Origin of the sequence: Nostoc sp., from assembly GCF_036917435.1 — a bacterium.
Classification (GTDB): Bacteria; Cyanobacteriota; Cyanobacteriia; order Cyanobacteriales; family Nostocaceae; genus Nostoc.
Genome location: NZ_JBALDM010000034.1, coordinates 1 through 20,357 on the forward strand (window position 1 = coordinate 1; position 20,357 = coordinate 20,357).

The window sequence follows — 20,357 nt, forward strand, 5'->3', positions numbered from 1 at the left end:
CAACTGCTGCAATCAAATCATCTGGATGACGACACCCGTAGTTCGGTAGCAGATAGCTTAGGGAAAATCGGCACAGGCAATGAATTTGCGATCGCCGCCTTGGTACAACTGCTGCAATCAAATCATCTGGATGACGACACCCGTAGTTCGGTAGCAGATAGCTTAGGGAAAATCGGCACAGGCAATGAATTTGCGATCGCTACCTTGGTGCAACTGCTGCAATCAACAACTGTGGATGACTTCACCCGTTGGCTGGCAGCAGATAGCTTAGGGAAAATCGACCCAGGCAATGAAATTGCGATCGCCGCCTTGGTGCAACTGCTGCAATCAACTACTGTGGATGACTTCACCCGTTGGCAGACAGCAGATAGCTTAGGGCAAATTGACCCTGGCAATGAAACTGCGATCGCCGCCTTGGTGCAACTGCTACAATCAACTACTGTGGATGACTTAGCCCGTTCGCTGGCAGCATCAAATTTAAGCAAAATTCTACAAAATAATAAGCATCGCTTTGAAGTAGTCAAAAATTTAAGTGCTTATTGGCAATTAGATGATAAATACTACGATTTAGCCTGGAAATGCGCCCAGAATATGCTTTACCACGATTTCTATCAAGCTTGGCATCAGCATAATGTCGCTACTCGTGCGATGCGAACCTTAAAGAAAATCCTTTTCACAAGAATAATTTAAGTACTTTTGCAGCAGTGAGCTTACAAATGAAGTTCTCATGGTAACGGTAGCTTGTCCATTCATTACCAAGACAGACGCGGACGTTACGAATGTTTGTCTGTTAGCAACAACAGCTTAAGCATTTATTATAAATGGATACTCATTTGCTGCGATCGGGTACTCATTTGTAGCAATTGCATACTCATTCATAACTAATGCTTAAAATTTAATCAAACAAATTAAGCATTTATTATAAATGGGTACTCATTTGTAGCAATTGCATACTCATTCATAACTAATGCTTAAAATTTAATCAAACAAATTAAGCATTTATTATAAATGCTTGAACGTTAGTCACAATAGCTTGAGTCTTTGTACTTAATGCTTGTGCAATTCTTACTAACGCTTAAACAAAACATACAAGTCTTATACTATTAACAGCACAACTCAGATTCACGACAATGAAAGCAATTGAAGCTAAGGGAACCGTGAACGAATTGGGTCAAATTTCTTTAGACAAGCCCTTGACTATAGCAAAACACAGCCGTGTCCGAGTCATTGTCCTAATCACAGAAGAGAATGAAGAGGATGATGAACTAGTCGAGTCTGCCAGTGAAAATTTTCGTCAAGGTTGGTACGATGCAATGATCGGAAATACTGTACCTATCTCTCAACTGTGGGAAGGTATTGATGCTTTCCAGAATTACGCTGTACTTTTGGCGGACGTTCGATTGTCCCAGATGTGAGTGTATTCCCTTGGGAACGGATACCCTTTGATGCTAATGGGCTTTTTTAAACGCAGAGGTAAGCGCAAAGAGATGCAAAGTCGCTATGCTTCATATATTCATGCTTTTCCCTGCAAAAAGGGGTTTACAACCCGTAAGTTAAAAAATAAAAGGAGTTTTAAGTGACAAAAAACAATAGAAACAAGGCTGTTGCTCAAGCCATTTTCACAGCAGCTACTCTGGGCTGGCTGATAATGCAAGTGGAATCAGCACAAGCTGCTACCCTGATGCTTAACAATCTTAATGATGGTAGTAACATAACGACTCCCAGTATCACTATTAACTCTCCAGGTTTAATAACGATTCCCAATAGCACCAGCAGCGATAATTCTGGGCAAATCAACGTTGCTAGCAATAATGGAGGCAACATAATTCTTAGTACCGGGAACCTTACACTGACAAGAGTACCCGAACCGAGCGCGATCGCTGGTATTATACTTGCTGGTAGTCTGGCTTGGCTAGTGAAGAGAAAGCAAGTATTTATTAGCAAAGACTCTGAATGAGATTTCTCATAGATGACTATGAGGGTGTACCTCTGAGTCTGTAATTGAAAAACTGCGATCGCTTCAGTAAGTCACATCTCAAAATTCTTGCTGATACTTAGTAAATAGTTAAAGACTGTGGAGGTTGACACAAGCCAACCTCCACAAAATTTAGTTAGATAATTGCTGTAAATTCTGAATCAATTTCCCGGAAATAAAATACTTCCAGGAACCTTTTTTAAGCCTCTACTTTTACACCCTTCCAGAAGGCTACATAACCCTCAATATTCTTAGCCTTCTCTTTAGTGCTGGGATAGTACCAAGCAGCATCTTTGTTGATTTGTCCATCAACTTCAATACTGTAGTAGCTAGCGACACCTTTCCAAGGACAAGTACTGTGAGTGTTGCTGTCTGTGAAATACTCCTTGTTAATGGTGTCAGCAGGGAAATAATGGTTGTTTTCCACAACTACAGTGCGATCGCTTTCGGCTAAAACTGCGCCATTCCAAATTGCTTTCGGCATAAGTGAGTTTGCAAATAAAATATACACTTAACATTTTGACACGATCGGCTTACTTTATCCTCCTGAACAGCTAACTTACATCAGAGTCCATTCAAGCTCAAATCAATAATCAATAAGGTTTATCGAAAACTTTGCAATGCCAATTAATACTGGCATCACTTTTGTTTATCAAATTAAAAATTAAAAGTATTTGCTTCCCTCATGAATATTTCCTAGCATATTGGTATAGAAACGTAGTTAGTAAAAAGTTTAATTTATGTTTCTAGCCGAAAGAAAAAAATTTAGAAGACGAGATCCTCATTACTATGAAACTTACAAGCTTTATAAGCTATGCACATATTGTTGCTTGGATGAATTCTATGTCTAAAATCACTAGCGTTCATACAGCTAATAATAACAATGGCGCATCAATAAACACAGCCGTCAACTCTGACAGTTTATCCAGCTATTCGACGAATATAAATTCTCTCAAATCATTTGACACTGCTTTTATTGCTTATCAGATGATGGGTCTGAGTAATTTTTATTAAAGAATAATTTAGAAGATAGTGACTTAATACCAAAAACAGAAAACTACTAAAAATAGGGTTTTATTACTAGATAACGCTAATTAATTTAGTCAAAATTAGGAGAAAATTATGAAGATTACAAACTTGATAAATTCTGCACTGATCGTTGCGTGTATTGCTTTTCTACCTGCAATTGTTGACGCTCAGACAGTTAATACTAACAATAGTGCTGAACAAATCAACAGAGATTCGTCAAATGTCAGCTATCTTCAACCTTTCAATACTGCCTTTTTAGCTTATCAAGGTGCTTTTAAAGAGCAGGGTATTCCCAGTGCGGGTAGTTTGATATCTGAATTCCAAATAGGAAATGTGACTGCGAAAGATGTGGTTCAGGCTGCTATCAAGGCTAAAAAGTTACCAGCACAAGTTTTAAACGATCGAGGTTATGTCAATGCAGTCGAGTCGCAGTTCACATCAATGATCAATGGAATTAGTCAGTAATTTAGGTAACTAAGTGCAGATTGTTCAAACTTCGTAAATACGCGATAAAAAGCAATGTCTAGCACGGGATGCGCCTACCGTCTTGCTTCTTTATATAGCAAAACAAGCGATCGCAGCCTACACTCTTTTTTGTGGTGGTGAGTACTACCGCAGAAGCAACACCAGTTTTCCTCAAACATCTGGCGGAGGGTAACTGAACATTAGCTGCACCTATTAAAAAATTTCCTAACTTTTGCTGCGGTTCTAAAGGCTGCTGCCTCTCAAAATGGATCTCTGCTAGAAAATCTTAGAGAAAAAGATGTTAAATCAGGGTTTGAGCCTGAAGTTGACACTGAGGGCCAGCTATATGATATTATTTCATGGCATTATGCTAAAAAACTTTGCCTGAAACCAAAGAGTTACCAACCCATGAGTTTAGCTGTAATTAAGTTCTCTTCAGAAGAGTGCGGCATCTGCCACAAAATGTCCTTTTATGACAAAAAAGTGGCTGAAGAACTGGGTTTAGAATTTATTGATGTGAAAATGCAGGATACGACTGCTTACCGCAAGTATCGCAAGATTTTATTAACTCAGTATCCCGACAAATCAGAAATGGGATGGCCTACTTACATCATCTGCAATTCTCCAGAAGGGGAATTTCAGATTGTGGGTGAAGTAAAAGGAGGCCATCCCAAAGGAGAATTTAGAAGCCGTCTTCAAGAGGTTCTGGATTCCACAGCTAATCAGAACTAAATTACCTCAAAAGATTTAACTTCTAGGACAGGGCCAATCATGGCAATAGTCATGATATCTTCACGCACCTGTCCTTTAACTTTTGCTTTTTGTCCAGTTTTGAGTAAGCCTTTATCAGCACCTTTTAGGATTTCGTAAGTAACACCCTCTTCTGTGACTAACGCCCATGCGCCTGTGCCAATATCACGACGTTCGATTGTACCTGTAAGTGTAATGCTCATAAGAGTGCAGAGTCCTGAGTGCAGAGTTCCGAGTGCAGAGTGCAGAGTGCCGAGTCCTGAGTAGAAAGTTAGGAGACGCGATTAATCGCGTCTGTGATTAATACCCAATGCCCAATACCCAATTCCCAATTTATGCAACTTTTTCGTCGTTTTTCAATGCTAAACGAACAAGTCCATAACAAATTAGCGCATTTGTGATGAGGAATAGGCTTGCTAAGTGACCACTTCCCAAACCCCAAACGGCTGGATTGAAAAACGCACTTACTGTCAAGCACGCTGCTACACCTAATGTTGAACCAACAGCAAACCATTTCCAACTAGGATGTCCTAGCAACAATGCCATTAACACAATGGGAATCAGTACGCTAGCAAATAGAGGATTTAACGCATCGGTTCCTTGGAGGGTATTACCTAGTTCGGGAATTGAACTGCCTAAAACTCGGAAAGGCCATTGGGGAAGATCAAAAATATAGATTCCCTTGAGGAAGAATAACCCAGAACTGCCGGCAATTAGTCCACTGGATAAAGACCAACTCCAAGCGAAGGGGAAGTAAACCCGTAAAAACCAAGCCAGCAGATAGGAACCAACTACCATTAAAATCTTGGGTAATAGTGCGATCGCACCACCATCAATCCAAAAGCCGGGGTTAATATAGCCGCTATCCCGTAACCACCGGAAGAAATCTGGGAAACTAATTTGCCCCTGGAAGGCTAGTTTGACTGCTGCTTCTGCATTGAGTTGTCCAGCGCCATAATAGTTCAAACCATCATCCTGAATCACTCGTGCTGACTGCTTAAGGACTTTTAAAACTTCATCTGGTTCTTTGATGCCAGCAGCTTTAATTAATGCTGCAACACCAGCAACGTGGGGAGAAGCCATGCTTGTACCCTGGAAGCCTAGAAAGACCCCTTCGCCTTTTTCATCAATAGTTTCTTGGAGAATCTTACCAGCTTCACTACCACCAGGAGCGGAGATATCGACCCCAGCACCAAAGTTAGAATAGGACGCTCTTTCGCCATCTGGGCCAATTGCCGAAACGCCGATTACATAAGGATAGCGGGCTGGATAGCTTGCCCCATTGGTGTTTTCATTCCCGGCTGCGGCAATAATAACTACACCTTTTCTATGGGCATACTCGATCGCTTCTTTCATCAACTTGCTTTCACCAGTACCGCCCAAGCTCATATTAATTACATCTGCGCCTTTATCAGCAGCAAATTTAATCGCTTCGGCAATATCGGCAACTGTACCGCCGCCATAAGAACTGAGTACCTTTAACGGCATCAGACTGGCTTCATAAGCAATTCCAGCTACACCATATTTATTATTTGTAGCTTGGGCAATAGTTCCGGCAACATGAGTACCATGACCATTATCGTCTGTGGCTTCTTCTCGGTCGTTAACAAAATCATAGCCTTTGACGAATTTTGTCTCATATAAGTCCCGCACCTTAGTAATCCCGGTGTCAATTACCGCGACTGTGATGCCACTGCCTTTGGTTTGACTCCATGCGCCTTCAATACCGATTTTGTGCAAGTTCCACTGCTTGCTGTAATATTGGTCATTGGGGCCAGTTAATGAAGGATTTGCTTCATCATCATCTTCTTGGGGTCTCAAAAATTCTCCAAGCCTTGCAGGTTTGCTGGGTTGTGGAATATTCCTGTAGATATAATTTGGTTCAATGAATTCTGTAGCTTGGGCAAATTGAGATTTTTTCAGTTCTTGGAGTCGCTGGCGATCGCCTTTGACTATATACACATTATCTTTTTTGGAAAACTTGTTGTCTAATTGGGGTGTAACCTTATATTGTTTGGCGATCGCTTGCAAATCCTGTTCCACCACAGCTGATGGAATATCTTCCCGAAAATCAAGCAAAATCGTCTCAAACTCTCCTCTGGCTGCCAATCCCTGGAAATTCAGGAAACCAAATATGGCAGATCCCAGCCCAATGACAAACAAGCACAATAATATAAGTTTTCTCATATTAACTCATCACCGCTTTTTGCCAGTTTGCTCACTACCATAACTTATCTGCATCCCTTGTTGGTGGATTTTGCACTTTTAGTTACAAGTTTCACTCACGACTCAGGATTTTTTAAACAATGGAACGTGGTCTTTTGTGGTTGCCCTTGTTAGTAATGTTTTTCTGGTTGGCTTGGCAAGGCTCGAAAGAGTATCAGAAAGTTGAAGCCTATCGCGCTTGGGCAGAGCAATTTGAACGGGCTAAGTACGATATTTATTCAGTATTAGGTCAAAAAAGCAACGATATAACTTGGGGAAAACCCACAACTAAAGGGCCTATTAGACTAGAAACATTCTCTTTGCTTGATGTCAAACAAATCCATCTTTTAGTAGATGATAAATCAGTAGATATAGAAAATATACCCGATAAAGGTCGTTCTATAGAATTAGAATTTCTATTTTCCGAATCTAATAACTCAGTACGTATTCCATTTACAGAAATTCCTTTAGCGGCGCAATGGGGCAAGTTTTTGCAGAAATTATTACAAAACTTGCGCTCAGAACCACAGCAGTAGTTACCCTAAAACGACAAGTTCCATTGCCATTAAATTGCAAAATTATAAGGGGCACAAATATATTGCGCCCCTTACATACGATCTATTTAATTGAAAACCGCCTTGAAAGTCGATTCATATTTGGATCGCAGTTCGACTCAGTTGACCCGACGCAACTATGCTTGAATGATGAAGTCCGAGGCAGTAAGAGTAGGCGCACCAGTAAGTTGTGCAAATTGACCACCAGTGCCGAAACCAGCAGCACTACCATTTTGATTGTATAGTAACTGCCCAGTCATAGGGTCATAGACAATTGCAGCATTACTAGTTGCGCCTAAACTGCTGCTGGTGATTTTAAAATCTCTACCCTTACTAAAACCAGTTCCCACAACGGAATTAATGGCATTAAAGGTAGCCTTACTTAGAAGAATCTTATCACCTTGAGAGCGATTGAAGTCAGCAATGGTATCAATACCCACACCATCGCTCGTAAAAGCAGCATTGCTGTTGAAGACGAAAGCATCAGCACCCAGGCCACCGATGAGAAGATCATTGCCTTGCCCACCGATAAGAGTATCATTGCCTTCCCCACCGATAAGAGTATCATTACCTGTACCACCAATCAGAAGGTCATTGCCAGTACCACCTCGCAGTAGATCGTCACCACCGTTGCCATTGATGGTGTCATCACCTCCTTGTCCATTAATCACATCGTTGGAGTAGTCAAAACCCGATATGTTATTGTTCAAGTCATTGAGAAAGGTGACGCTGTTTGGAGTGAAAATACTAGTTTGAGTAGAATCAGCATTAATCACATCAAAGCTGTCAGTAACACTGGTTTGCCCATCAAATATGATATTACCGACGGCGGGTCTTGTTGTAGATGCGCCCAAGTTTTCCAGGTTTTCTAACTGAAAATTTTGCAGAGTGACTTTGGTATTAGCTACATTTTCAAAAGTGACTTCTAAATTGTTGCCATTTTGAGTTAATTGCAGATTATTTGCTGTTAAGCCAGCCCCAAGAAATTGCAAGGTATCTACTTTGGCAATCACCTCAGCCGAAGGGTTTGAGTTAATACCTACACCACCAAAGTCTGTGATGGTGTCATTGACATTGTTTAGCTTGATAACAAAGGTGTCCTTGCCAGGGGTACCATTGATAACTTGAGTTTTGGGTTTAACTGTACCACTAATAGCAAAGTCAAAGGGGCTTTCGTTACTATCGTTGTTGCCTAAAGTCAGAGCGCCACTATAAGTTCCAGGTGTAGTGGTATTGAGTGCCACCGTGATGGTGGTAGAAGCATTTGCAGCCACACTCGTGGGAAGAGTTCCGACCAAACTAAATCCGTCAGGAAGCTTCAGATTAGTGAGGTTAAGCGCAGCTGTACCAGTGTTATTGATAGTAAAAGCTTTGGTCAATGAGTTACCGGTAATGACATCGCCAAAGTTAATGGCTGTAGTGCTGCCATCTGCAATGTCAACTGTGCCATTGAGAACTTGAATTTCGGGGGACGGAACGGGTTTAACTGTACCACTAATAGCAAAGTCAAAGGGGCTTTCGTTACTATCGTTGTTGCCTAAAGTCAGAGCGCCACTATAAGTTCCAGGTGTAGTGGTATTGAGTGCCACCGTGATGGTGGTAGAAGCATTTGCAGCCACACTCGTGGGAAGAGTTCCGACCAAACTAAATCCGTCAGGAAGCTTCAGATTAGTGAGGTTAAGCGCAGCTGTACCAGTGTTATTGATAGTAAAAGCTTTGGTCAATGAGTTACCGGTAATGACATCGCCAAAGTTAATGGCTGTAGTGCTGCCATCTGCAATGTCAACTGTGCCATTGAGAACTTGAATTTCGGGGGACGGAACGGGTTTAACTGTACCACTAATAGCAAAGTCAAAGGGGCTTTCGTTACTATCGTTGTTGCCTAAAGTCAGAGCGCCACTATAAGTTCCAGGTGTAGTGGTATTGAGTGCCACCGTGATGGTGGTAGAAGCATTTGCAGCCACACTCGTGGGAAGAGTTCCGACCAAACTAAATCCGTCAGGAAGCTTCAGATTAGTGAGGTTAAGCGCAGCTGTACCAGTGTTATTGATAGTAAAAGCTTTGGTCAATGAGTTACCGGTAATGACATCGCCAAAGTTAATGGCTGTAGTGCTGCCATCTGCAATGTCAACTGTGCCATTGAGAACTTGAATTTCGGGGGAGGTAATGGGAGGTGCTTCGTAGGCACCAATATCAATCAATGCACTGCCATTGCCATCACCATCCTTGGGAATATTCGTATTACTGCTATTAAAAAGATTGGAACCTGCATCGATTGCAGCACTTCCAGTTTTGAGTGCAAAATTCCCTTTGGCGGCATCAACAAATTGGGGATCTTTACCCAAAATATTCTGTAATGTAGCATTTAGATTATCTGAGGCTTGGAATTGAGAAGAGTTATAAACAAGGTTGTGATCGTAAGTTATATTTTTAGCATCGTATATAAGGTTGGCCTTTTGATTATCCCTTGCATACATAATGTTGTTGGAGACACGTACATTTTCTGAGAAAGTTGTAGAAATCTCTGCTGAATCTGTAAGAACACGACCATTCTGATAAGTCGTGTTGTTGACAATATCTACATTCGCCGATGCGAAAGCGGTGATACCAGAGGCACCATTCTGGTAGACGGTGTTATTGATAATTAAGCTCTTACCAGTGTAAGGAGTACCATCAAGACTTTGATTAGTAGTGTCAAGTATAATCCCGTTACCTTCAGTGATTTTGCCAACTGCGTACCACGGAACTAAACTTTGATTATCGTAAACAATGTTGTCTCGAATAATCATTTTGTAGTCAGTAGTATTATTATCGTAATTAGAGGCATTGAGAACGCTAATTCCTTGAGCACCCCAAGGCGAATACCAAGCATTTCCAGACACAGTATTGTTCTCAACAGTAATGTAGTCTGCATCGGTCAATGCGATTCCTGTACTTGGGAAATTACTGACTGTATTGCCAGAAATAACAATATGATGGGGGTTAGTACCGCCAGCACCTGTATTATCTTTCCAAGCTTTGACTTCAATTCCAGTAGCATTAGTTAAAGTGTTGTTGAGGTTGTCCTTTTGTTGTAATGCATAGTCTAAACTTACACTTTCTCGATTGCCTTCTATATCAAGTCCTTCAATTCGCACATAAGATGAACTAAATACAAGAACGCCAGTTCCCGTTGTGTTGATTTTGGGTGTAGCCCCTGGATACGCTTTTATTGTTGTCCAGTTGTCTGGCGAGCCATTTTTGTTAAAAAGGAATATGTTACCGTTATAATCCCCATTCATAACGTAAAGCGTATCGCCTGTTTTCATTTCATATACTGCTCTACCTAAAGAGCGGAATGCACCGCCTTCCTTTAAGCCATTATTGTTATCATCGCCTGTTCCAGAAACGTAGTATGTAGTCATCTTTTTACTCCGAATGTGTGTAAGGGAAATTGGAAGTACACCTCAGCAACCTAGAAAGTTGCTGAGTAGTTATTTGAATGGATAATCTGTCTGGAATTTTCAGACAGTAAAAGTTGTCCAATCACGACTTGAAATCGCATCGGTTTTAGAAACGCTGTTGTCAAACTGAAAACTTTTTCTCCTGTAAACCGTTAATGGTTAAATCAGGAATATCGATACACTCAGTACTTTTTATTGAGGGTGTTTGGACGATTAACATCTTGATGTGCAGCGCAAAGCCGGAGACATTTCTTGTCTTGTATGGGCTTTTTGTCAGACATCCTGTGATGAAGTCTAATTGAACCGTATTTTTATCTGTAGCAGAAGCAATCGCTGCTCTTTGTGAGCCAGCTATACTAGTTGCTATATTTCGATACGATACTCATAAATTGGCATAGTAATTCCTCTGAACTTTGCCCATTGTTTTAAGTCAGGAAGTTGCCAAATCTGCATGGTAAAATGCACCTCCGAACTGATAACTGGGGACTTAAAATTACAGTGGTTAAAGTTAAATTGGTTGAAACTTTAGTAGGTTGACCCCTTAAGTTAAGGGAACTAATGTAACAACTTAGTTGAACCTGTTGTAAACGGTGTAACTGAGTCTTGTTAACTTAATTAAAACTAACCTTTACAAATAGTACTTGATATCAGTGAATATTCTGAATATTGTAAGTTTTTTTACAACAAAAGCAAAAAATATATGGAGCGCCGTGATAAAATACTGTTAGTTTTCAAAGTGATATGAGAATGAAGAGCGCTTTGTGCAAGGTTCTGATGAAGTTTCTCTAAATATTCTGCGGACTTGGCCTACAGCAAGCAATAACCATTTCGCTAGTAAGTAGGGTGTTATAAATCTATCTAAATGGAGCAAGAGGACTGCCGTTACAGTTTCCTTGACGCTGAGAGTGTCAAAGTAGAAGTCTGATGTCGTTTTTTATTAATTATTTTTTAATGGTAAATAGATCGACACTGTAGGGGTAATTCATGAATTGCCCTTACAACAAATGTGGTTTTTTATATCATCTATCTATAATTTGGTCTTTTCTTTATAATGCGTACCGCAAAGGAGACATGGATGGGGAGTACTCTACGAGTTCTCCAACACAGTACCCGCAGGGTAGGGCGCAAAGGAAGAAATTAAGTTAAGAATTATTCTGTGCAACTTTACACAAAACTGGTATTAATTCAACTTAACTATGAAATACTACAGTCACTAAAGGTAAGAAAGCTAACATAAATCCATGCCAGGAATGCAATTGAGCTTCTGGGGTTGGTTCTGGTGGTGCTAATAAAGCTTCTACTCTTTGCTCTAAACGATCTACACCAGAGGAACCTAATGCTGCACAGCAAATTTCCGATAATACTGGGCTGGTACTAACCACTAATAAAAGTGATTCTGCTAACACTAGAGGATCTACCCGCAAGGCTGCATAACCGTCGGCACGGAGTTCGCGCAAAGCTAACAGTTCTTCCCATAAAGGCTCTGTATTTGGCAACCAAGCGGTGCAGGAACGCACCCAACCGAGCCAAAAAAACCAGAACGTATCCCTGTAATGATGATGCCCTTGCTCATGGGCTAAGACGCTTTCTAAATGATTTTGTGATAGAGTTTGCAGTAATCCTTGGCTAATTACTAATTCGGGTTGCCAAAAACCAATTTGACCCGCAAACAACGCCCCGGTTTGCAGTAACCTAGCTCGTTTATCCCCCAAATTTACTAGAGGACAGTTACGAGCAGATTCTACAGACTGCCAACCCTGAAAGGCAAGTTTAATGCATGAAATGGCAAAAAATGCCAAATAAACTAATGCTAGTAAATAGCTGATGGAGCCTGTATACATCCCGCTCATTTGTCCTTGAGGCCCCATGAACAGCAGAGCGATCGCAGTCATGAAAATTAGCAAGGGCGGGAAGAGGAACAAAAATAGCGATCGCCCCCACCGCAGATTCCAATTGCCTTGGGGTTGATTCCAAGAGGATCTTAACCGCCAGGAAACTGCCAAAGTAATCAAAATCATCATCAGATGCATCATTTTTCCTCCCTGGCTTGGCGTGCTGATTGAATGCGTTTTGCGATCGCTGCTATTTGCTCACTAGCTGCTTCATCTAAGCTATCAGCAAAGGCAGCAACAACATCGGGGTTCCCCACTGCCAGAAATCGCTGTAACTGTTCGTGAGCTTTGATGACATCTGATTGCTGCTTACTCAGCATTGGCCGCCAATAGAATGCCCGCTCTTTTTTGTCGCAGGCTAGCCAACCTTTATCAGTGAGGCGACGTAAGACGGTGGTGACAGAAGTATAGGCTAATTCGCGGTTCGGATCGGTCAGAATGCGATCGTGTACATCCTTGACTGTGGCTGAACCAAGTTCCCAGATAATATTTAAAATTTCCGCTTCCAACGGGCCTAAAGATAGTTGTTTAGGGCGGTAGTCGGGTAAAGGTGCCATAGCGATTTTGATGGGAATGGGGCATGGTGACAAGGGAGATGAGGGAGCAGGGGGAGCAGGGGGAGATGAGGGAGCAGGGGGAGAAAGAATAAATGCCCAATACCCAATGCCCCATTCCCAATGCCCAATGCCCCATTCCCTTTATTGTTTTACATTACAGGATAATGCAGCAAGTCTGAAAGTCCATAAGCATAACAATGGACTTTTTGAGTATTTATGTATTGAATGGGTTACATAGTGCATTCTGATGCTATAAAAATCTTTGGGAGTAATTGTAACTATAGTTAGTGACACCAACTAGGTAGAATATTATTTGCAGCAGTTGTATTAAAGCAGGTGTATCCAGCGCGTGAAGCTATTCGTATACCACACTCCTGAATTGACTCCAACAGGGAAAGCGCCAGAATGTGCGATCGCAGTCGATGTATTGCGAGCCACTAGCACAATAGCGACAGTTTTGGCAGCTGGAGGCGAAGCTGTACAAGTATTCAGCGATTTAGATCAGTTAATTGAAGTTAGCGAAAAATGGCCTTCTGAAAAACGGCTGCGGGCTGGAGAACGCGGCGGTGCAAAAGTACCTGGCTTTGAGTTGGGGAACTCTCCCCTCGACTGCACACCAGAATTAGTGCATGGGCGGCGTTTATTTATCAGTACCACCAATGGCACTCGTGCCTTACAACGGGTACAAGACTCGCCAAATCTATTAGCAGCAGCCTTAATTAACCGGGCGGCTGTGGTGCAATTTCTTCTAGAAAAGAAACCAGAGACAGTGTGGATTGTCGGTTCCGGTTGGGAAGGTAGTTTTTCTTTAGAGGATACAGTTTGTGCAGGTGCGATCGCTCATAGTGTTTTACAACAAACTAAGTTGTCACCAGAAGAACTAGCTGGTAATGATGAAGTCGTTGGTGCGATCGCTCTTTATTCTCAATGGCAAGATAACTTATTAGGATTATTCCACCAAGCTAGTCATGGCCAACGATTGTTGCGTCTTGACTGTCAAGAAGATTTAAAATACTGTTCCCAAACGGATATTTTAGATGTCTTGCCGATACAACATGAGACGGGAGTTTTAAAAAGTCAAAGGAAATAGGGAGTAAGGAGTAGGGAGTAGGGGATAAGGAGAAAATCCATTCCCAATTCCCTATGCCCAATCTTTAAGCATTTGTCGGAGTCTTTGTCGCCAATGGGGGGGATAAGTCCCTACGATTGTCGAAATTTTTCCAGAAGCAAGTACAGAATAGGCTGGGCGACGGGCTGGTGTAGGATATTCGGCAGTTGTAATGGGGGCAATACGTTCAACTTTTAAAGGGAAACCTAGCTGTTGGGCTTCTTCAAAAATCGCAACAGCAAAGTCATACCAGCTAGCAACGCCGCTATTAGTGTAGTGATAAGTGCCGCTAATTTCTGGGATTAACTGGGGAATCATCTGGGCGATGACTGCGGCTATATCTTGCGCCCAAGTTGGGCTACCAATTTGATCGGCGACGACACGGATTTCTTGGCGTTCTACGCCTAGTCGCAGCATGGTTTTGACAAAATTACTTTTTCCAAAGGTTCCATAAACCCAAGCAGTCCGAAGGATGAGGTGATGGGCGCAAGTTTCCCGAATTGCTTCTTCTCCAGCAAGTTTGGTTTTACCATAAACACTCAAGGGATTAGTTGCATCGGTTTCCTGGTAAGGGCGATACCCATTGCCATCAAAAACGTAATCAGTGGAAATATGAATTAGAAAAGCCCCTAATTTTTGGCTTTCTTGAGCAATAATTAGGGGTGCAGTAGCATTGATAGCGTTAGCAAGTTCGGGTTCGCTTTCTGCTTTGTCTACAGCAGTATAAGCAGCAGCGTTAATGATGATTTGCGGCTGCTTTAATCTGATAAAGTTGCGGAGAGTATCGGGTTGGGCAAGGTCTACTGTTGGCCGTGCTACCGAGATAATATTGCCATAAGATGGAAGTATTTGTTGCAGTTCTTTACCAACTTGACCGTTGCTACCAATCAGCAAAATTGATTTACTCATCCTAATTATTTCTCGAACCTCACGGAATCATCAAGTTTAATCAAATACTTCAGCAGTTCTCAAAGATTTACCGGCTTGGTCTTTAGCTGATAAAATTGGTGTAGGAGTCACGGGCCAATCTATGGCTAAATCTGGATCGTTCCATAAAATTGTGCGATCGCCTTGGGGTGCGTAGTAATCTGTAGCTTTGTAGAGAACTTCAGCTATTTCTGAAAGCACGAGAAAGCCGTGAGCAAAGCCTGGTGGTATCCATAATAGGCGTTTATTTTCAGCACTGAGTTCATAACCTACCCACTTCCCAAACGTGGGCGAACTTTTTCTAATATCTACGGCTACGTCAAAGATAGTGCCAACAACAGCCCGAATAAGTTTACCTTGGGGTTGGTGGATTTGGTAGTGCAATCCTCGCAGAACGTTTTGTTTAGAGCAAGAGTGGTTATCTTGGACGAAGTTGGCAATGATACCAGTCTCTTGAACAAATTTTCGGTCATTGTAGGCTTCAAAAAAGAACCCGCGATCGTCCGCAAATACTTGGGGTTCTAGTTGTATAACTTCGGGTATTTTAGTATGTACAATGCTCATTAATATTATTTCAAGTAATTGCCACAGTGTTAATTGTGAGAGTAATTTAATGTTTGTATTTTACAGCTATGAGGTAACACTTCGACCGTGGCTTTTACTATTTTTAACTATTTCGCCGTAAGTCCCCCACTGAATTCTGTACTCGGAATCAGTGGCGGGATATAAGGGGGTTGATAACGATTACATCTAATATTAACTTTTTACACAGCAAAGACAAATATTTAGATGTATGACGAATCAACAAGTATTTTATTTTTAGCAGAAAATAGATATCATGCTAAGATGTGCAGACAAAGGAGGTGATGTTAAGTGTTGCACAAGGTTGTACAAGTTCGTTTATATCCAACAAAAGAGCAAGAGATACAATTAGCTCAAGCTTTTGGTTGCGCTCGTTGGTGGTGGAATTATGCCCTAAACAAGTCAATTGAGACTTACAAAGAAACAGGGAAAGGACTTAGCCGTGCAGCGCTCAACGCACTTCTTCCAGCACTCAAAAAATCTGTTGATACGATTTGGTTAGCTGATTGTTATAGCCAAGTTTTACAAGCGACAACACTCAATCTAACCACGGCGTACAAAAACTTTTTTGAGACACGTGCTGGTTTTCCTAAGTTCAAATCCAGGCATGATAAACAGTCTGTCCAGTACCCTCAAAACGTCAAAATTGTAGATGGCAATGTCAAACTTCCTGGGAATATCGGGATAGTCAAAGCCAAAATACATAGACTGATTGAGGGGAAAATCAAAACTGTTACTGTGAGCAAAACGCCTTCTGGTAAATACCTTGCCTCTATCTTAACTGAAACTGAGGAGCAGCGCGGTCTTGGGCTTTGCCCCGCAGTCGCCACAACGGGGGGAACCCCCGCAAGGCGCTGCTCTTCAAGTGGAGCGACTGAGGGTGAAAATCCAATTATTTCAGAAGGTAAAATTTACGGCATTGACTTAGGGTTAAAACACTTTGCTGTCGTCAGTGACGGTAAAAAGATTTCCAAATATGATAATCCTAAACATCTTGCCAAACATGAAGAAAATCTCAAACGTAAACAGAAAAAATTAGCACGTAAAGCAAAAGGGAGTAATTCCAGAAATAGATATAGACAAGTTGTTGCCAAGGTGTATGAACGAGTTACTAACTCAAGGCAAGATTTTCTACATAAACTTAGTTATAAGTTGGTCAGCGATAGCCAAGCTGTCATAGTAGAAAACCTTAATGTCAAAGGCATGGTTTGTAATCACAAATTGGCAAAATCAATATCTGATGCAGGGTGGGGAACATTCACCAACTTTTTAGCCTATAAGCTAGAACGCAGAGGTGGAAAGTTAGTTGAGATTGATAGGTGGTTCCCCAGTTCTAAACTCTGTTCTAATTGTTTTTATCAAATCGGTGAGTTGCCGTTGGATGTCCGCCAGTGGACTTGTCCTCATTGCAATACTCATCATGATCGTGACGGTAATGCCGCAATAAACATTAGAGCAGAGGGTATCAGAATGATAAAGGCGGAAGGTATGGCTTCGCCACGCAAGCTATCAGCCGTCTCTGCTGTAGGAGGGGAGGTAAGTCCTAAACTTGGGCGAAAGTCTAAGTTTGGGCATTCCCCTGTGATTACAGAAGCCCAAACTGTACAAGGCAAGCTCCAAGTCAGTGAGGGTAGTTCACGTTAGTTCAATTTGACAATCATCGCCAATTAGAAATCGCAAGGCTTTGGGGCGGCGAGGTGCAAGAGTCAATTGTGCCCGTTGACCAATCACACTATCAATAATACGCTGATGAATTCCGACAATTTTAGCACCTTCTAAAATCACACTGTGTTCTAAATCAGTATCAATGAGTGTTGCATTGTTAGCAATACTACTATAAGGGCCAATAAAGCAGTTTTCTAAATGACAATTGTTACCAATGACTACTGGCCCCCGAATTGTGCAGTTAATTACTTGAGATTTTGCACCGATTTGGACTCGCCCAATAATCTGACTTTGAGCATCAACTTCGCCAAGAACTGATGCTGTCAGATAGGTGTCGAGAATCAATCGGTTAGCTTCTAACAAGTCATCTTTCTTACCAGTATCTAACCACCAACCTTTGAGATTGTATGCTAAAACTTGCTTTTCTTGATTAATTAGGTATTGAATAGCATCAGTGATTTCTAGTTCGCCTCTGGCAGAAGGTTGGATATTTGCGATCGCATCAAAAATGAGGTAGGAAAAAAAATAAACCCCTACCAATGCCAGATTTGAAGGCGGAACTTTGGGTTTTTCAATTAGCTGTAATACCCGTCCTGTTTCATCTACCTGAGCCACACCAAAAGCGCTAGGATTGGCAACTGAACGCAAGAGAATCAAAGCATCTGGCTGTTGTTGGCTAAATTCTTGCAGAAAATAACGTAATTCACCTAGTTGAATCAGGTTATCGCCCAAATACATGACAAAGGGAGAATCTCCTAAAAATGGGCGGGCAATTTGGACGGCGTGAGCAAGTCCGAGTGGCTGCTCTTGGACGATATAGGTGATGTTTGCTCCAAAGGATTCTCCATTTCCGGTTTTCCCTTGGACTTCTGCCCCAGTTTCTGGGCTGATGATGATGCCAATATCAGTAATCCCAGTAGCGACCATTTCTTCAATGCCGTACCACAAAACTGGTTTATTAGCAACTGGTACGAGTTGTTTGGCTCCGCTATAGGTGAGGGGACGTAGGCGTGTGCCTTTACCACCAGACAGAATTAATGCTTTCATAGGGATTTATTATTGGGCATGGGGCATGGGGCATTGGGCATTGGGCATGGGGCATTGGGCATGGGGCATGGGGCATGGGGCATTATGTTATTAATTTTCTCCGTGTCTTCCCCTCCCCCTAATTCTCGCGTCCTCTGCTTAACGGTATTATTCTACACGTAGCGGGATAAGACTTCGGCGGTTGCTTGTCCGGTTTTTTCCCAACTGAATTGTTGGGAGTGAATGATACCTTGACTAGAAAGGCGCGATCGCAATGCCGAATCAGTTGCGATCGCCTCCATCGCCTCTGTAATTTCTTTGGTGTTGTAGGGATCGATCAGAATCGCCGCATCCCCAGCTACTTCTGGTAGAGAGGAGAGATTGGAGGTAATGACAGGGGTACCACAAGCCATTGCTTCCAAGACTGGTAAACCAAAGCCTTCCCAGAGACTGGGGAAAACAAGGGCGATCGCTTCATTGATGATTTTTGGCAATTCGCTGTAAGGAACATAGTCTAGGAATTTCACTTGATTAGTGATGCCGAGTTGGGCAACTTGCGCTGTTAAAGTTGGGGTGTAACGGCGATCGCTTGGCCCTGCTAACCAAAGTTCATAGTCGCTGTTATTAGGTAGCGCGGCGAAGGCAGCAATCAGCCCATGTAAGTTTTTATAGGTATTTTGTCGTCCAATGTAGAGAAAATAGTTACGGGTGGGGAGATTGAAAAAACGGAAGTGACTGCGATCGTGAGCAAGTGGGATAGAGGTAATTTTGCTAGCAGGAATATGAAAAAAATCCGTGATGTCTTTAGCTGTAGCCTGAGAGTTACAGACAATGTGTTGTGCTTGCTTGATGACTTGGGGAATGTAATAGCGGTGATACAATGTCAGTGGTGAAAATCCTTTAGGAAAACGCAACGGGATAAAATCGTGAACCATCACGACAAAACGACAGTTGGTATGAAGAGGTGCTTCTGGAAGTAAGGAAAATAAAATCTGGGATTTTAGCTTTCTATAGATTTGCGGTAATTGAAATTGCGTCCAAACAAGGCGTTTTAAATGACCTTTTACCCCTTCTGCTGCGGATTGGTTAGCGGGAATTGAATAGCAATTGTAACCAGGAATTTCTTGTGAAACTAAAAGTGTAGGATAAAGTTGTTGTAAGTGAGGCAGCAAATTGAGAGCGTAGGTACTGATACCTGTGGGTTTAGTTAGCAGAAATGAGAGATTAATTAATAACTTCATTATGATTAAACATAAAACATTTAAAAATTGATTATTCTAAAATGAATATTCCAATACTTTATTTTTCCATTTTATTAATTAAATTTAATAAATTAGTTTCTACAATTTTTTATGACATAATCCCATATCCCACAAATTTTTCCTAATGCAGCTTGTGGTTTTAGCATAATCCCTAATATTGCTTTTAATATTTGAAAAAATAATCTGATGTTGAAAATAAATTTAGTTGTATATTTATCGATGGTTAACAAATAACTATAAGTACTAAATCTAATTTTTTGAAAAATATTTCTATTAGTAATAGATGATGGTTCATGCAGCACTAAAAAATTATTTATGGCAACTATATGTCCTTGACTAGCATAGCGTAGGCAGAAATCTACATCTTCGTAATAAAGAAAATAAGCAGAGTCAAAATGAGGACATTCAATAAAATTATTTAAATTCACAATTAGACTACAACCTGAAATCCAATCACAATTAACATAGTTTACATCTATATTTGTTAATTTTTTCTCGGTAATGATTGCACCACTTTTAGCAATAAATCTACCACCAGCGAACCAAACTTCACCTGTCGGTGTATAGATAAGTGTACCAAGAATTGAAATTTCTGGATGCAACTCAAAAAAAGGCTGAACTTTATCTAAAGTATTGTCTATTAAGTAAGCATCTGGATTGATAATCCAAATATATGCTTGGGGGTCTTGAATGTAAATCCATTTTAAGCCTAAATTACAAGCACAACCAAAACCTAAATTAGTTTCAGCATTAAAAATCAATACAGATTCCGTTTTGAGATTATCAATATCGCAATCATCAAGTGAGTTATTAATAATAATTACTTTGTAGTCAATATTGCTTGTTTTATGTATCGAATTAATTAATTTTGAAATTAAATTTGCAGAATAATAATTAACGGTTAAAAAATAAATCAC

General features: G+C 41.2%; 19 protein-coding genes and 2 pseudogenes. 10 read left to right on the top strand and 11 right to left on the bottom strand.

Annotated elements, in window-relative coordinates; all coding sequences use genetic code 11:
• From V7K98_RS16045 to V7K98_RS16055, 4 genes and pseudogenes are all read left to right on the top strand, one after another.
• A partial coding sequence (locus V7K98_RS16045) for a HEAT repeat domain-containing protein (RefSeq protein WP_335023453.1) occupies positions 1-690 on the top strand: 690 nt, incomplete at its 5' end.
• 440 nt (positions 691-1,130) lie between these two features.
• Positions 1,131-1,349, top strand: a pseudogene (locus V7K98_RS16050) (type II toxin-antitoxin system RelN family antitoxin); the annotation flags it as partial.
• 14 nt (positions 1,350-1,363) lie between these two features.
• A pseudogene (locus V7K98_RS28920) lies at positions 1,364-1,456 on the top strand (Uma2 family endonuclease); the annotation flags it as partial.
• Between the two features lie 120 nt (positions 1,457-1,576).
• Positions 1,577-1,957 carry a PEP-CTERM sorting domain-containing protein gene (locus tag V7K98_RS16055; RefSeq protein WP_335023457.1) on the top strand — a complete coding sequence of 127 codons (381 nt, stop codon included), beginning with the start codon at positions 1,577-1,579 and terminating at the stop codon, positions 1,955-1,957.
• A gap of 217 nt (positions 1,958-2,174) precedes the next feature.
• On the opposite strand, the gene V7K98_RS16060 is transcribed toward V7K98_RS16055, so the two are convergent.
• A complete protein-coding gene (locus V7K98_RS16060) occupies positions 2,175-2,459 on the bottom strand; it encodes a DUF427 domain-containing protein (RefSeq protein WP_094327278.1) in 285 nt (94 codons plus the stop codon).
• A gap of 638 nt (positions 2,460-3,097) precedes the next feature.
• Here V7K98_RS16060 and V7K98_RS16065 point away from each other — a divergent pair.
• Positions 3,098-3,469 (top strand): hypothetical protein, encoded by a 372-nt coding sequence (locus V7K98_RS16065; protein WP_335023459.1) that lies wholly within the window; start codon positions 3,098-3,100, stop codon positions 3,467-3,469.
• A 408-nt stretch (positions 3,470-3,877) separates the two neighbouring features.
• Positions 3,878-4,201, top strand: coding sequence for a thioredoxin family protein (locus V7K98_RS16070; protein ID WP_185580382.1), 324 nt, complete (start codon positions 3,878-3,880; stop codon positions 4,199-4,201).
• Here the strand turns inward: V7K98_RS16070 and V7K98_RS16075 are convergent.
• Together V7K98_RS16075 and V7K98_RS16080 are read right to left on the bottom strand one after the other, a co-directional pair.
• On the bottom strand, positions 4,198-4,422 hold the full coding sequence (locus V7K98_RS16075; protein ID WP_335023461.1) for a hypothetical protein: 225 nt from the start codon (positions 4,420-4,422) through the stop codon (positions 4,198-4,200). The genes V7K98_RS16070 and V7K98_RS16075 overlap by 4 nt on opposite strands.
• 130 nt (positions 4,423-4,552) lie before the next feature.
• Complete coding sequence (locus V7K98_RS16080; protein ID WP_335023463.1) at positions 4,553-6,406, bottom strand: S8 family peptidase; 1,854 nt, start codon at positions 6,404-6,406, stop codon at positions 4,553-4,555.
• Between the two features lie 119 nt (positions 6,407-6,525).
• Here V7K98_RS16080 and V7K98_RS16085 point away from each other — a divergent pair, with 119 nt between their 5' ends.
• Positions 6,526-6,960: a hypothetical protein gene (locus V7K98_RS16085; protein WP_335023465.1), complete on the top strand. Its 435-nt coding sequence runs from the start codon at positions 6,526-6,528 to the stop codon at positions 6,958-6,960.
• A 155-nt stretch (positions 6,961-7,115) separates the two neighbouring features.
• Here the strand turns inward: V7K98_RS16085 and V7K98_RS16090 are convergent, their stop codons facing one another.
• The 3 genes from V7K98_RS16090 to V7K98_RS16100 all read right to left on the bottom strand — a co-directional run bounded on the left by V7K98_RS16090 (position 7,116) and on the right by V7K98_RS16100 (position 12,870).
• Positions 7,116-10,382, bottom strand: coding sequence for a choice-of-anchor D domain-containing protein (locus tag V7K98_RS16090; RefSeq protein WP_335023467.1), 3,267 nt, complete (start codon positions 10,380-10,382; stop codon positions 7,116-7,118).
• 1,229 nt (positions 10,383-11,611) lie between these two features.
• The gene (locus V7K98_RS16095; protein ID WP_335023670.1) at positions 11,612-12,451 is read right to left on the bottom strand and encodes a M56 family metallopeptidase; all 840 of its coding nucleotides are present in this window, start codon (positions 12,449-12,451) and stop codon (positions 11,612-11,614) included.
• Positions 12,451-12,870: a BlaI/MecI/CopY family transcriptional regulator gene (locus V7K98_RS16100; RefSeq protein ID WP_094329782.1), complete on the bottom strand. Its 420-nt coding sequence runs from the start codon at positions 12,868-12,870 to the stop codon at positions 12,451-12,453. Before V7K98_RS16100 ends, V7K98_RS16095 begins: the two co-directional genes overlap by 1 nt.
• 16 nt (positions 12,871-12,886) lie before the next feature.
• Between V7K98_RS16100 and V7K98_RS16105 the strand changes: the two genes are divergently transcribed.
• Both V7K98_RS16105 and V7K98_RS16110 read left to right on the top strand, forming a co-directional pair.
• Positions 12,887-13,108: a hypothetical protein gene (locus tag V7K98_RS16105; RefSeq protein WP_335023469.1), complete on the top strand. Its 222-nt coding sequence runs from the start codon at positions 12,887-12,889 to the stop codon at positions 13,106-13,108.
• Between the two features lie 111 nt (positions 13,109-13,219).
• Positions 13,220-13,960: a 2-phosphosulfolactate phosphatase family protein gene (locus V7K98_RS16110; protein ID WP_335023471.1), complete on the top strand. Its 741-nt coding sequence runs from the start codon at positions 13,220-13,222 to the stop codon at positions 13,958-13,960.
• Positions 13,961-14,011: 51 nt separating this feature from the next.
• Here the strand turns inward: V7K98_RS16110 and rfbD are convergent, their stop codons facing one another.
• Positions 14,012-14,887, bottom strand: a complete 876-nt coding sequence (gene rfbD, locus V7K98_RS16115) for a dTDP-4-dehydrorhamnose reductase (protein ID WP_335023473.1) — start codon at positions 14,885-14,887, stop codon at positions 14,012-14,014.
• A gap of 36 nt (positions 14,888-14,923) precedes the next feature.
• On the bottom strand, positions 14,924-15,469 hold the full coding sequence (gene rfbC / locus V7K98_RS16120) for a dTDP-4-dehydrorhamnose 3,5-epimerase (RefSeq protein ID WP_335023475.1): 546 nt from the start codon (positions 15,467-15,469) through the stop codon (positions 14,924-14,926).
• Between the two features lie 309 nt (positions 15,470-15,778).
• Between rfbC and V7K98_RS16125 the strand changes: the two genes are divergently transcribed.
• Positions 15,779-17,131, top strand: a complete 1,353-nt coding sequence (locus V7K98_RS16125) for an RNA-guided endonuclease InsQ/TnpB family protein (RefSeq protein ID WP_335023477.1) — start codon at positions 15,779-15,781, stop codon at positions 17,129-17,131.
• Here the strand turns inward: V7K98_RS16125 and V7K98_RS16130 are convergent.
• The 3 genes from V7K98_RS16130 to V7K98_RS16140 all read right to left on the bottom strand — a co-directional run bounded on the left by V7K98_RS16130 (position 17,123) and on the right by V7K98_RS16140 (position 20,357).
• Positions 17,123-18,199, bottom strand: a complete 1,077-nt coding sequence (locus V7K98_RS16130) for a glucose-1-phosphate thymidylyltransferase (RefSeq protein WP_335023478.1) — start codon at positions 18,197-18,199, stop codon at positions 17,123-17,125. The two genes, V7K98_RS16125 and V7K98_RS16130, sit on opposite strands and share 9 nt — an antisense overlap.
• A 152-nt stretch (positions 18,200-18,351) precedes the next feature.
• Positions 18,352-19,419 carry a glycosyltransferase family 4 protein gene (locus tag V7K98_RS16135; protein WP_335023480.1) on the bottom strand — a complete coding sequence of 356 codons (1,068 nt, stop codon included), beginning with the start codon at positions 19,417-19,419 and terminating at the stop codon, positions 18,352-18,354.
• A 92-nt stretch (positions 19,420-19,511) separates the two neighbouring features.
• Positions 19,512-20,357, bottom strand: a complete 846-nt coding sequence (locus tag V7K98_RS16140) for a glycosyltransferase (protein WP_335023482.1) — start codon at positions 20,355-20,357, stop codon at positions 19,512-19,514.

What these genes read in the sequence shown, in the direction of transcription:
- V7K98_RS16080 (WP_335023463.1), bottom strand. Translation starts at nt 6,406, where the DNA reads ATGAGAAAACTTATATTATTGTGCTTGTTTGTCATTGGGCTGGGATCT.
- V7K98_RS16070 (WP_185580382.1), top strand. Translation starts at nt 3,878, where the DNA reads ATGAGTTTAGCTGTAATTAAGTTCTCTTCAGAAGAGTGCGGCATCTGC.
- rfbC (WP_335023475.1), bottom strand. Translation starts at nt 15,469, where the DNA reads ATGAGCATTGTACATACTAAAATACCCGAAGTTATACAACTAGAACCC.
- V7K98_RS16100 (WP_094329782.1), bottom strand. Translation starts at nt 12,870, where the DNA reads ATGGCACCTTTACCCGACTACCGCCCTAAACAACTATCTTTAGGCCCG.
- V7K98_RS16085 (WP_335023465.1), top strand. Translation starts at nt 6,526, where the DNA reads ATGGAACGTGGTCTTTTGTGGTTGCCCTTGTTAGTAATGTTTTTCTGG.
- V7K98_RS16105 (WP_335023469.1), top strand. Translation starts at nt 12,887, where the DNA reads ATGGGGCATGGTGACAAGGGAGATGAGGGAGCAGGGGGAGCAGGGGGA.
- rfbD (WP_335023473.1), bottom strand. Translation starts at nt 14,887, where the DNA reads ATGAGTAAATCAATTTTGCTGATTGGTAGCAACGGTCAAGTTGGTAAA.
- V7K98_RS16065 (WP_335023459.1), top strand. Translation starts at nt 3,098, where the DNA reads ATGAAGATTACAAACTTGATAAATTCTGCACTGATCGTTGCGTGTATT.
- V7K98_RS16095 (WP_335023670.1), bottom strand. Translation starts at nt 12,451, where the DNA reads ATGCATCTGATGATGATTTTGATTACTTTGGCAGTTTCCTGGCGGTTA.
- V7K98_RS16135 (WP_335023480.1), bottom strand. Translation starts at nt 19,419, where the DNA reads ATGAAGTTATTAATTAATCTCTCATTTCTGCTAACTAAACCCACAGGT.
- V7K98_RS16090 (WP_335023467.1), bottom strand. Translation starts at nt 10,382, where the DNA reads ATGACTACATACTACGTTTCTGGAACAGGCGATGATAACAATAATGGC.
- V7K98_RS16130 (WP_335023478.1), bottom strand. Translation starts at nt 18,199, where the DNA reads ATGAAAGCATTAATTCTGTCTGGTGGTAAAGGCACACGCCTACGTCCC.
- V7K98_RS16075 (WP_335023461.1), bottom strand. Translation starts at nt 4,422, where the DNA reads ATGAGCATTACACTTACAGGTACAATCGAACGTCGTGATATTGGCACA.
- V7K98_RS16060 (WP_094327278.1), bottom strand. Translation starts at nt 2,459, where the DNA reads ATGCCGAAAGCAATTTGGAATGGCGCAGTTTTAGCCGAAAGCGATCGC.